This is a genomic window from Legionella feeleii (assembly GCF_001467625.1).
In the GTDB taxonomy this organism is placed as follows: Bacteria; Pseudomonadota; Gammaproteobacteria; order Legionellales; family Legionellaceae; genus Tatlockia; species Tatlockia feeleii.
Window position 1 is genome coordinate 492,244 of record NZ_LNYB01000085.1, and the last position, 12,917, is coordinate 505,160.

The window sequence follows — 12,917 nt, forward strand, 5'->3', positions numbered from 1 at the left end:
GAACAAACTCAGTAATCGGTTTAATCGGCAAGTGATTATCATCAAGAACTATCCATGTGACATGATAAGAACTCAGTTTGATTTTTTGTACTTTCATAAATACCTCAATGAAGAACGCCAATATACGCTTAATTTCTATCATTGAATACTATGAATACTATAATTATATTAGGTCTGATTATCAAAATAATCAGACTTAATATCACATATACTACCAACTTACTCGATCACCTTTGATTTTTTGATTAACCTAATCTTCCACAAGCCAATAGTTATTTTTATACAAAGAATGACCTCAGGAATACTCTTCCTTATATTTTTGTGTAAATTTTAAACAAATGTGATATAATGTATTCCTTGCAAATTGAAATTGATAACCAGCATTGATACCATCGCTCAGTTTATAAGCCGTAGTAACAGTGTTGAATTATGAATTACAAAGTTGAATTAGAGAAAGAACACAATAAATACAAGCTCCTTTCGCAAAAAAGAAATGAATTAATCAATAATTTTTGCAGTTTGGACCATACAATTGAAGAACTTAGTCAGTTAAGACAAGCACATAAAGAATTAGTTATCGCTATTTCAGAAGTACTGCATAAAAGTTCAGAACTGATTCAAAAAGCGTTTTATGCAACAACTCACATAACGGAGAATCATTACAGTGATCAAAAGACATAATCCTTTAGATGCACAAAAAACGTTTGGTATTCTTTTTATTGAAAATGGCGCCCTCGCCTGCATAAAAAGCTTTTTTATTGTCTTATTAAGTTGGTCGTTACGTACTAACGCAGCCCCTGTTCCTGTTTCTGTATGGATACTTAGCTATTTTGCTCTTTGCGCCTACTTTACCTGGAAGCCTAAATTAACCCGATTCCTAGCTAACCGAAAGCAAAGAAAAACAGCCAAAGATGATTAATATTTTTATTTTTTATGATGGTTTCACTGGCTAGTTGTTGAGCATCCTTTTAACCGCTTTAGTTCATTAGGATTTGACAGTCTATACACATTTTTATCCACAGATTTTGTGGATAAATTCAATCCCCCAACTAAAGAAAATAATACCTCTGTTCCTTATAGGCTAAGGGTGACCTCTTAAAACAGGCATTTCTTTTACAAAAAATAGTCGGGAAGAGCAAAGAATTATCCACAGGATATTAGAGGAAATAAAAAGACCTACTGCGCTGGTGATAATAAACAAATAAATAATAAAAAAACAGTCTTGACTAAGAGTATTTTTTTATAATGACGAGTCAATCATGTAAATAACAGGACATGACTCTCACTTCCTCTTGGGATGAATCATAATTTGCAATGACTTCAGCACCCAAATAGCAATAAAAGGGAACAGCATAAGGATTTGCCATAGGCGCAGTCGGGGAATTAAATAAGCGCCAAAGGCGCACTTTCTGAGCCGTTAGGCGAGGTCTTTAGATAATAATTATTCAAAATCCACCAAGGTGATGCAAACGTTCCATTTGCATCACTCTGTTTGTAATCAATAAAATATTTATACCTCGTAAGTAGAAACAAACTCTTCTTGATTATCTACTGAAGCTGGTGGCGGCTGAAATTGGAAAAATCGGGAAAGAATCCAAGATTTTTTTGTAGGATAATTGTCGGAAGCCTTTTCTCGAAAAGGCGCTGTTGACTGAATAACGAAAGAAGCTCTTTCTTGCGTATTGCTTGTATTGTCTGTGGCATCAATCCTATCCAACCCAACATCAGTATTTGTTGATGGTTCAGAGGCGGAGTCCTGTAACTCATCGATTCTTCTTTTTTTAACAATAGATTTAGGTACTTCTTTAGACCGGACTTGAGGTGAAGGTTGAGGAGGAGATTTTCTTTTTGGGACATTTGCTTCATCGCCCATCCTATTTTCTAATAAACTCATTGCGTCACTTATTAATTCATCAACAGAGCTTATAAACTTATTATCAAATCCTAATTGCTGTTGAATCGCCTCATCCTTATAAGATTTTTTTAAAAGAGCAGAAAAACTCTTCCCTACAGTTATAATCTTTTTTAATGCCTCAGGGACTACCTGAGGAGAATTTTTAGCATAGTGAAAGAAAATTTCTGCTCTACGGAATTTAATCTCTTCCTTTCTATAAACTGCTTCCATTAACTGATTTGAAAGTAAAGGTGTCATACTGGTATAAGGGAAAGAGCGGGTATATTTGCCAATTATTTTATAGCACTCATCGGCTTCTTTAAGCTGTTGAAAACACGCTTTACGTGTAGCACTCGCTTTCATCGCAAGCGCATACGCTATATAACTTTTCCCGATTATTAACAATGCTTGATTGCATTCCTCAACCTGGTGAGCCATGGCTGTTGCCAAGAAGGATTTAAGGGCGCGTTGATCTACTCGTTCATATAACCGTATATTGGCTGCCAACAGACCGGGATTTTTAGTAACCAAAAATGTTTCATAATTGGAATGAATTTCTTCATAAATTTCTAATATATTAGTCATGTTATCTCTCTAAATTATAAATATATCCCTATGGTTTCATAGATGCTTCGCTAATGAAAATATGACAGCGAAACCCTCTAAATTTCAAAAATAGTTGGCAATTATGAAGTAAACACAACAATTGTAAAAGGGAAAATTTCCACCTCAAAAGCCTAGTTGAAATGCAAACTAGAAATGATGTAAGTTTATTGCTGTGTATGAAACAAAAAATAGCTTTTTTTTATTATTTTAAGTTTTGCTGTTAACTTGAATTTTTATTATTTTCGCGAAGGTGGAGTCTGTTTTTTAACCAATCCCTTGATTTACAAAGTAAATATTAAACCAGCTCCCCGCTTACTCAGGAAATAGGAATACCCATTAAGGGATCAGGATAGTTTGACCAATCTTTACGCGATCAATTCGGAAATTTAGAGTACCTCTCATTTTTGTCATTGCTTACAGGAAATTGAGTATGAGTCTTCTCTTTATAAAGCCTGTTGAGCTAAGTGAGTTTGCAGTTACTTAATAGTGAAAGATAAGTTTGTTAGCAACAGCTACTACAGAAACTTATCAAAGAATTCTTCTTTATAAAGAACCTCTTTTGATCTATGCTGGAAAACCTTAGGCCTTTGTTTTTGTAACAAGTGAACACTATTAGAGTGAGATAAATCACGATGGATTTTATACTCATTGGCATGACTCTGCTCTTTTTCGGTCTTTGTCTTGCCTTAATTAACTTTTTTGATTCATTATCCCAGAGCGAACGATGATCACATACCTGATTTGTGGGTTAATTACCCTCGCCCTACTGATTTACCTACTGTTTGTTTTATTCAAACCAGAGGTATTTTAGAGGATTATTTTATAGTTTGCTCGCTTGAGTGATTATGGCTTGATTTTGAGCATGCCAGCAGGAAAGGACTCTATGACTGAGATAGGTTTATTACAAATTTTTTTCTACCTGTTAATCCTCCTTGCCCTGGTAAAACCTTTGGGCTGGTACATAGCCAGCGTTTATGAAGGTAAAGCTTGGGGATTACACCATATTGGCGCCCCGCTTGAGAAATTCATTTATCGACTTAGCGGTATCAAACCCAGGCAAGAGATGGATTGGAAACGCTATCTTTCTGCTATGCTCGTTTTTAACTTATTTGGCTTATTAGCCGTTTATCTAATCCAACGCTTGCAAGCCTATCTTCCCCTCAATCCACAGCAATTCATAGCGCCCTCCCCACACCTGGCATTTAATACTGCTGCCAGTTTTGCTACCAATTCCAATTGGCAATCCTATGGCGGGGAAACAACAATGAGCTATTTAACGCAAATGCTCGCTCTTACGAGCCAAAATTTTCTTTCTGCGGCTACAGGCATGTCTCTCTTGATTGCGCTAATCCGTGGCATCACCGGTCGTGAAACGAAACATTTGGGGAATTTTTGGGTAGATACCGTTCGAGCGATTCTTTATATCTTACTGCCATTATCATTGCTGTTTGCAGTCATTCTGGTATCACAAGGCGTGATTCAGAATTTTAAACCTAATCAGACTGTTAGCTTACTACAACCAATTAATTATCACGCTGAGCAAACACCAACAGAAATTAAAACACAAGTCATCCCTATGGGCCCTGTTGCTTCGCAAATTGCCATTAAACAATTGGGTACCAATGGTGGTGGATTTTTTAATGTCAATTCGGCGCATCCTTTTGAAAACCCTACACCATTAACTAATTTTTTAGAGATGCTTGCTATTTTGCTGATTCCTGCTGCCCTTTGTTATACCTTCGGGCTCATGGTTAATGATAGACGTCAAGGATGGGCTATATTAACCGCGATGTATCTTGTATTTATTCCCTTCGTTATTTTTACAGTCATTGCAGAACAAGCAGGAAATCCAGCCATCTCATCTTTAGGGGTTGAGCAAAGAGCACAATTTGATAATTATCCTGGCGGTAATATGGAAGGTAAAGAAACCCGCTTTGGAATAGTTAGTTCTGCTCTCTGGTCCATAGCGACCACTGCTGCTTCCAACGGCTCGGTTAACTCCATGCTTGATTCTTATACACCCTTAGGGGGATTTGCACCTCTCTGGATGATGCATTTGGGCGAGGTTATCTTTGGCGGTGTTGGCTCAGGTTTGTATGGCATGTTAATGCTTGTCATTATTACAGTCTTTATTGCAGGCCTTATGGTTGGAAGAACACCTGAATATTTAGGTAAAAAAATTGAACCTTATGAAATGAAAATGGCCTCCATTGCAGTTTTAATTATGCCTCTTATAGTCTTGCTTTCTACAGCAGTAGGCTCTGTTACTGAAATGGGAGTAAGTTCGATCGGTAATCCTGGAGCACACGGATTTAGTGAAATTCTCTATGCATTCACTTCGATGGGAAATAACAATGGTAGCGCCTTTGCCGGGCTCAATACGAATACCCCTTTTTATAATCTGCTGGGGGGTTTAATGATGCTGATTTCACGCTTCTGGATTGCAATACCAGCCTTAGCTGTTGCTGGTTCTCTGGTAGGTAAAAAAATAAGGCCCCCCAGCTCAGGAACCTTGGCTACGCACACACCTCTTTTTATTCTTCTTCTTATCAGTGTCACTATTCTCATCGGTGCACTGTCTTTCCTTCCAGCATTGGCTCTAGGACCAATAGTTGAGCAACTAATACTTTGGGGACAGCATGGGCGCTAATACACATCAATCTTCCCTATGGGATTTCGGCATCATAAAAACAGCCGTACGCCATTCGTTTTTAAAATTGGCACCTCTTCATCAAATTCGTAACCCGGTCATGTTTTGTGTTTATATCGGTTCATTGATAACAACCATGCTGTTTATCCAGGCGTTATTTGGAGAAGGCGAAGCCTCGCCAAAATTTATTTTAGCAATTACCTTATGGCTTTGGTTTACCATCCTTTTTTCTAATTTTGCCGAAAGCATGGCAGAAGGCCGCGGCAAAGCACAAGCCCAAGCCTTACGTAAAGCCCGCCGTGAAATACAGGCAAAGAAATTGGCAAAGCCAGTTAAAGGCGCAAAAATTACTTTAGTTCAATCCGCACTCCTGCGTAGTGGCGATATCGTATTCGTTGAGGCAGGCGATTTCATTCCTAGCGATGGTGAAGTCATTGAAGGGATTGCTTCTGTTAATGAGAGTGCTATCACGGGAGAAAGTGCGCCAGTCATTCGCGAAAGCGGCGGTGACCGCAGTGCGGTAACAGGGGGAACGCAAGTTATTTCAGATTGGCTCATCGTGCGTATTACTTCTAATCCAGGTGAAACTTTTTTAGATAAAATGATTGGCCTCGTGGAAGGTGCCAAACGCCAGAAAACACCTAACGAATTAGCACTGACTATTTTACTCGCAGCATTAACTCTTGTCTTTCTATTAGTCTGCGCTACGCTTTTACCTTTCTCTATTTACGGTGTGATATCAGCAAAAGCAGGCAAAGTGGTAACTATCACTGTATTAATAGCGCTCTTTGTCTGTCTGGCACCCACAACCATTGGTGGTTTGCTTTCAGCGATTGGCATCGCTGGCATGGATAGAATGATTCAAGCCAATGTCATTGCTATCTCAGGGCGTGCAGTTGAAGCCGCAGGTGATGTCGATGTTCTATTATTAGATAAAACGGGTACGGTTACCTTAGGAAATCGCGAAGCAATTGAATTTATTCCTGCAGACGGAGTAAGCATTGCAGCGATGGCTGATGCCGCACAGCTAGCCTCATTAGCTGACGAGACACCAGAGGGACGTAGTATCGTCATTTTGGCTAAAGAGAAATATGGATTACGTGGCCGCGATATTTCTAAACTAGGTGCGACCTTTATTCCATTTACTGCTGAAACAAGAATGAGTGGAGCGAATTTACCGGGTCGGCAAATTCGTAAAGGAGCAGCGCAAGCCATTGAACAGTATGCTCAAGAAATAGGTGGCACTTTTCCAAATTCAGTGCAAGAAAGTGTTGAGATTATTTCTCGCCAAGGTGGAACAGCGCTTGTTGTAATCGAAGAGAAAAAGATATTGGGAGTCATTCACCTCAAGGATATTATCAAAGGTGGTATCCGTGAACGTTTTGCTCAACTCAGGCGCATGGGAATCAAAACAATCATGGTAACTGGTGATAATCCATTAACAGCAGCAGCAATCGCCGCAGAGACAGGTATCGATGATTTTTTAGCCGATGCCAAACCAGAGGAAAAACTTAAACTCATCCGCAGTTTACAGGCACAAGGCCATTTGGTTGCTATGACAGGTGATGGAACCAATGATGCCCCTGCCCTAGCTCAGGCTGATGTAGCTGTTGCGATGAATACAGGTACACAGGCGGCAAAAGAAGCTGGTAATTTAATTGATTTGGATTCCAATCCTACTAAGTTAATTGAAGTCGTTGAAATAGGTAAACAATTGCTAATGACGAGAGGCTCTTTAACTACCTTTAGTATAGCCAATGATATTGCAAAATATTTTGCAATTTTACCGGCCGCATTTGCGAGCACCTATCCAGCATTAAATACCTTAAATATTATGCACTTAACCACACCTGAAAGTGCTATCCTATCAGCAGTCATTTTCAATGCGCTTATCATTATTTTTCTTATTCCACTTGCACTTCGCGGCGTGAAATATCATCATGTTGAAGCAGCCAGGTTGTTGCGAAGCAATGTTCTTATTTATGGATTAGGCGGTTTAATTGTGCCTTTTATTGGGATTAAACTGATTGATTTGCTCTTATCAGGATTGGGTCTAGCATAAGGAGGAGCCGATGTTTAAAGCAGCAGTCAACCAAATGAAAACAGCTTTAATACTACTTATTTCACTAATGCTTCTCACCGGGTTAATTTATCCGCTTATTGTCACTGGCCTTGCCCAGTTTTTTTTTCCCTACGCAGGCAAATGGAAGTTTAATTCAACAAAATGGATTGATTATTGGTTCTCGACTAATTGGACAATCCTTTTCTTCACCTGCTTATTTTTGGGGCAGACCTTCTGCAACTACCCCTTTTCCCTATAATGGCGGTGCTTCATTAGGCTCAAACAGCGGTCCATCCAATCCCAGATTTTTAGCTACTGTTAAAGATCGGGTAACACAGCTTAAAACATTTAACCCAAAGACCAATCAATTAGTTCCTGTTGATTTAGTGACCACTTCAGGTAGTGGACTTGATCCTGAAATTAGTCCTTATACTGCCTTCTATCAAGTAACACGTGTTGCTGAGGCACGCCATATTCCTGAAAAGGAATTGCAAGCATTGATCATCAGTCACATTAAAAGCCGTACGTGGGGAATACTTGGTGAACCACGAGTTAATGTTTTGCAATTAAATCTTGCTCTGGATAATTTAAGGACAGGTGATGGTCGATTCACGTCCAAATCCTGAGCAATTATTGCGGCGTGCCCAGAAAGAAGAAAAACAAGGGAATCGCGGTAAGCTTAAAATCTATTTGGGAGCTGCACCTGGAGTTGGCAAGACTCATCAAATGCTTCAGGATGCTCATGAAAAACGTCGTCAGGATCTCGATGTTATCGTAGGCATTGCAGAATCGCATGGACGAAAAGATATAGAACGCCTGTTACATGGCTTTGAAATCTTGCCTAGAAAAGCAGTTCTTTATCGCGGCAAGCGCTGTTTGGAATTTGACCTTGATAGCGCATTGCAACGACATCCGGGAATTATTTTAGTCGATGAAATGGCCCATACGAATGCTCCTGGGCTACGTCATGAAAAACGCTGGCAGGATATCAAAGAATTGCTTGAGCGTGGCATTGATGTTTATACCACTCTTAATGTGCAGCATATTGAGAGTTTAAAAGACGATGTCACCCAAATCATTCAGGCTCCGATCAGAGAAACTGTTCCTGACTCCATGATTGAAAGTGCTGATACGATTGAGTTAGTTGATTTGCCTCCTGAAGATTTACTCAAACGCCTGGAAGAAGGAAAAATTTATATCCCACAGCAAGCCGAGTTTGCCCGCGAACATTTTTTTCGCAAGGGAAATTTAATTGCTTTAAGGGAATTGGCATTACGTACCACGGCAGAACAGGTAGGTTCGGACGTCTTGTGGTATAGACAAGGCGAAGGTATACAAAAAATATGGCCTGTCAAAGATAAAATACTTGTCTGTGTGGGGCCCAAACCGGAAACACAAAAATTAATCCGTGCAGCAAAACAACTGGCCAATAGTTTGCAAGCAGAATGGCTAGCTGTTTATATTGATATACCTCATTTGCGATCAACGGCATATGAACGTCGCCGTGCCATTAAAAATTTACGGTTGGCAGAGTTATTGGGTGCAGAAACACATATCTTAGTGGGCTTTGATATTGTTAAAGAAATCGTGAGTTTTGCCCGCGAACAAAATGTCACTCTGATTATGATATGGAAGCATATTCTCATTCGCTGGCAGAGTTGGTTCCGCCGCAATTTAGCCGATGAAATTGTTCGTCATAGCGGCGAAATCGATGTCTATATTATTACAGGTAAACCCTCTGAGAGTACAGTTAAAAAAAAGCAGATAAGCTCCCCAATACCATGGAAAATCTATGGTATTACCTTGGGCATTGTGACTTTAGCAACTTTAGTCAATGCCCTGCTTTATCCCTTTCTTGCAGCAAGCAACCTCGTCATGGTTTATTTATTGGGTGTCACAATAGTTGCCCTTTTTGGAAAAATAGGCCCCTCCACTCTGGCATCAGTATTAAGTGTTCTAGCTTACGACTTTTTCTTTATATCTCCTTTTTTTAGTTTTGCGGTCGCTGATATAGAATATTTTTTTACCCTTGTTGTGATGCTAATAGTTACTCAAATTATTAGTCATCTGACTATCTTCATGCGTCGCCAAGCTGAGTCGGCACGTCTTACACAGCGACGAACAAGCGCCCTCTATACTTTTAGTCGACAACTTACGAGAACACGTGGAGTTGATAAACTACTTCAATTAGGAACGCAACATATTGCGAATGCTTTTAATGGCAAAGTCATGGTATTACTTCCGAGGAAGAAAAATCTTGCAGTGCGCTCTGGCTATCCTTCACAACAAAAACTGGATAGTAAAGAGCAAGGCATTGCAGAATGGGTTTATGAGATGGGGCAACCTGCTGGTTTGGGTACCGAGACCTTATCATTTTCCAACGCACTTTATCTGCCTCTATTGGGTTCATCTGGCTCTATCGGTGTTTTAAGAATCCAGGCACTGAATCAAGAATTGCTCGCACCGGAACAAAGAGGCCTTTTAGAATCTTATATTAATCAAATGGCTTTGGCTCTAGAAGTTGATTATTTGCATGAAAAAGCAAGAAAGAGGGAATTGGAAGTTGAACGAGATGACGCTAGAACCTCCCTGCTAAAGTCTATTTTTCATGATTTATGCTTTCCTTTAAAAATAGTGATTAGTACAGTTAATCGTCTAAAAAAAATAGAAGGGAAAAAAGTGAGGGAGATAGAAGAAAATATCGATCATGAAATCGATAAGCTCAATAGATTGAATAATAATCTTTTTCAAATTATCCAATTAGAAACTCAGGAGATTGAACTGAAAAAAAATCTCTCTTCTCTAAAAAAAATTATCGACTCCGTCATAAAGCACTCTAAAAAATCTATTCACAAACGGCGTATTCATATCGATATTCCAGAAACGCTTCCTCTCGTTATGATAGATAGTAAACTGATTCAAGAAGTCCTGCTCCATTTATTAGATAATGCTATCAAATATTCTCCACCAGAATCTCCGATCCATATTTTACTCGAAGCAACACAAGAAAAGATTGTTGTCAGTATCGAGGATTTTGGTTCAGGAATTATCCCTCAGGAAAAGAATAAGGTATTTAAAAAATTTTATCGTGGAAAACAAGTCATATCTGAGCATGGATTGGGACTAGGTCTGACAATTTGCCAAAAAATAATTACAGCACATGGAGGTCATATTTGGGTAGAGAACATTGAAAATAAGGGGGCTTCTTTTCGCTTTTCACTTCCGCTAAGACCTGAGGCAATATGATAAAATATGAACATCATTTTGCTTTTAATAATAAATTTATCTTTGATATCAATTGCCACTGCAAACCAACTGCATGATTCTCAATCGCCACCCCAAAGCACAGCTGATACTTTAACAAATAATTGGAAAGTTTTTGGATACATTGACGGCTCTTACAATTATTTATTGCGAAGTAATCAATTTATCAGTGGAACTTATGATCGGGTATTTGATATTAAGAAAAATGGACTCACACTCCAGCAAACTGGTATGACTCTGGCTTATCAACCACAAGAAGGCTTTGGCGGCTTACTAACACCAGTAGTTGGCCGTGATGCTCAGATTTTTGCACCTTATGGCTGGCTTAGGAGTGATCCTTCCCAGGAAATGGGTTTCGCAATTCCTCAAGGTTATCTGCAATATAATGCTACTTCCTTAACATTGATGGCTGGAGCTTTTATTGAATTGGCAGGTGCTGAGAATCTCTTTTCTTACAATGATAGCAATTTTTCGCGCTCTATTCTTTGGGGATATGCTGAACCTTTTACAGTGACAGGATTACGGGTTTCATATATTCCCAATAACAAGCTCACTTTGATAGGAGGACTAAATAATGGCTGGGATAATATACGAGATACCAGTCGCGGTAAAACCATCGAACTTGGTGCTTCCTATGTTTTTAACCCCATGTTTTCTTTAGCCACTTATCTTTATTCAGGCCAACAGCGTGTCACTGAGCATACGTCATACGGCCCCACAGGACAACGAACTCTAATTGATCTTGTTGCCACACTAAATATTACTGACAAAATAAGCTTCGTAGTGAATTATGATGGTGCTCAACAAACTAGAGCCACTCTTCCAAACAGTACTATAGCAAAAGCAATTTGGCAGGGTGTTGCTGGCTATTTTAATTATAAATTTAACGAAAAGTGGCGCACTTCTTTACGCGGAGAAATTTTCTCTGATAAAAATGGTTATCGCACAGGTGTTGCCCAGACTTGGAAAGAAGTTACGCTAACTGTTGGCTACGAATTGTTGAAGAATTTTGAATTACGTGCCGAAACAAGACATGATATTTCTAATGTAAATGCTTTCCTCAGGGCTAACAATAGAGGCACTAGTAATAACCAACAATCGTATGCGATAGAAATTGTGGGCAAATTTTTATAAGGTATGTTTCGAATTGCCGGTTTAATCCATAAGCAAAATAAAAAAATGAAAATCAAAATCAGGAAAGCCAAACTCAGTGATGTAAAAACTATTCTTCTACTCGTTTTAAAACTGGCTGAGTACGAAAAAAAGACAGTAGGTGATGTTAAATTAACTACGGACAAAATTATTAAACACGCTTTCTGTAGTAAACTCTATTTTAATCTTCTCGTCGCCGAAACTGAAAATGAATTGGTCGGTTATGCCCTTTATTTTTTCACCTATGCAGCATCACTCGGAGCGCCCATTCTGTATTTGGAAGATTTATTTGTGTTAGAAAATTATCAACGTCAGGGGATAGGAACAAAATTTTTAACCCAACTTGCCAAAATTGCTGCCAATCACCATTGCTGCCGTATGGAATGGCACACATTTTCATGGAACCGTTCTGCCATTGATTTCTATCAATCGATGAGCGCTGTTTTAAGGCCTGACCTTATTCAGGTTCGATTGCAATATGACGCATTGCAACAATTGGCTATTACGTAGCCTCGGTTGAAATAGTGCGGGATCCCAAGCCTGGATGAAAAGCGAAGGCTCTAATCAGGGATTTCAATTAGCATATACCTTATTCCGGGTTTCGGCTATGCCTGCACCCCGGTAATCACATAGTTTGTTTTTCCTTATTTATATTGTATGCTATTGGAGCTCAAGGACACTAAACATAAGGGACTCATATGAAAATCAAATTGATTGTATCAGCAATGTCTTTAGGTGCCGTTCTGTTGGCGTCTGGATGTCAACAATGGAATGCCACTTCTCCTTTTAATGGTTATACTCAAACTGCGCCTGCTACTCCTGCACAAATGAAAGTTGATGCCAAGATTCTTGGTAGTTTGGTTGTCCTTAATCAAAATGAAATGGCCGCTGCCACATTGGCACAAAGAAAAGCGTCTAGTCCATCTGTGAAAAATTACGCAGCCTGGATGTACAAAGCCCATAATCAAAACTTGCAAGAAACTCAAAGCCTGAGCCAGAGAACAGGTATTGCGCCAGAAAAAGGTGCTACTGCTCTCACACTCCAAAGACAAGGCCGCCAAGAGATGGCTACCTTAAACCGCTTCAATGGCAAAGCGTTTGATAGAGTCTATATCAACGCGATGGTAAAAGATCATGCTGCAGCCTTACACATGATCGATCACAAGTTGAAAACCGAAGCTACAAACCCACAATTAAGAAGACAATTAGAAGCTACTCGCGCACATGTTGCTGAACATCTGCAACAAGCCAGAGCGGTTCAAAGAGAAATCGCACACGGTTAATAGTTC

11 protein-coding genes are annotated in these 12,917 nt (G+C 39.3%); 10 read left to right on the forward strand and 1 reads right to left on the reverse strand.

The window, feature by feature from the left end; all coding sequences use genetic code 11:
* The first annotated feature begins 429 nt into the window (after positions 1 to 429).
* On the forward strand, positions 430 to 681 hold the full coding sequence (locus Lfee_RS14595; RefSeq protein ID WP_058447717.1) for a hypothetical protein: 252 nt from the start codon (positions 430 to 432) through the stop codon (positions 679 to 681).
* Positions 665 to 919, forward strand: coding sequence for a hypothetical protein (locus tag Lfee_RS14600; RefSeq protein WP_058447718.1), 255 nt, complete (start codon positions 665 to 667; stop codon positions 917 to 919). The genes Lfee_RS14595 and Lfee_RS14600 overlap by 17 nt, the downstream gene beginning before the upstream one ends.
* Positions 920 to 1,510: 591 nt before the next feature.
* Here Lfee_RS14600 and Lfee_RS14605 read toward each other — a convergent pair.
* Entirely contained in the window at positions 1,511 to 2,479 is a 969-nt protein-coding gene (locus tag Lfee_RS14605) for a hypothetical protein (RefSeq protein ID WP_058447719.1), read from the reverse strand.
* A gap of 745 nt (positions 2,480 to 3,224) precedes the next feature.
* Between Lfee_RS14605 and kdpF the strand changes: the two genes are divergently transcribed.
* From kdpF to Lfee_RS14640, 8 genes are all read left to right on the forward strand, one after another.
* Positions 3,225 to 3,311, forward strand: coding sequence for a K(+)-transporting ATPase subunit F (gene kdpF, locus Lfee_RS17930; RefSeq protein ID WP_082646665.1), 87 nt, complete (start codon positions 3,225 to 3,227; stop codon positions 3,309 to 3,311).
* A gap of 72 nt (positions 3,312 to 3,383) precedes the next feature.
* Entirely contained in the window at positions 3,384 to 5,150 is a 1,767-nt protein-coding gene (gene kdpA, locus Lfee_RS14610) for a potassium-transporting ATPase subunit KdpA (protein WP_058447720.1), read from the forward strand.
* Positions 5,140 to 7,212 carry a potassium-transporting ATPase subunit KdpB gene (gene kdpB / locus Lfee_RS14615; protein WP_058447721.1) on the forward strand — a complete coding sequence of 691 codons (2,073 nt, stop codon included), beginning with the start codon at positions 5,140 to 5,142 and terminating at the stop codon, positions 7,210 to 7,212. The genes kdpA and kdpB overlap by 11 nt, the downstream gene beginning before the upstream one ends.
* A 110-nt stretch (positions 7,213 to 7,322) precedes the next feature.
* A complete protein-coding gene (gene kdpC / locus Lfee_RS14620) occupies positions 7,323 to 7,838 on the forward strand; it encodes a potassium-transporting ATPase subunit KdpC (protein WP_242604144.1) in 516 nt (171 codons plus the stop codon).
* A complete protein-coding gene (locus Lfee_RS14625) occupies positions 7,813 to 10,458 on the forward strand; it encodes a sensor histidine kinase (protein ID WP_064088278.1) in 2,646 nt (881 codons plus the stop codon). The genes kdpC and Lfee_RS14625 overlap by 26 nt, the downstream gene beginning before the upstream one ends.
* Before the next feature lie 6 nt (positions 10,459 to 10,464).
* Positions 10,465 to 11,610: an outer membrane beta-barrel protein gene (locus Lfee_RS14630; RefSeq protein WP_058447722.1), complete on the forward strand. Its 1,146-nt coding sequence runs from the start codon at positions 10,465 to 10,467 to the stop codon at positions 11,608 to 11,610.
* A gap of 45 nt (positions 11,611 to 11,655) precedes the next feature.
* Positions 11,656 to 12,138, forward strand: a complete 483-nt coding sequence (locus Lfee_RS14635; protein ID WP_058448042.1) for a GNAT family N-acetyltransferase — start codon at positions 11,656 to 11,658, stop codon at positions 12,136 to 12,138.
* A gap of 188 nt (positions 12,139 to 12,326) precedes the next feature.
* On the forward strand, positions 12,327 to 12,911 hold the full coding sequence (locus Lfee_RS14640) for a DUF4142 domain-containing protein (protein ID WP_058447723.1): 585 nt from the start codon (positions 12,327 to 12,329) through the stop codon (positions 12,909 to 12,911).
* Positions 12,912 to 12,917 lie beyond the last annotated feature (6 nt).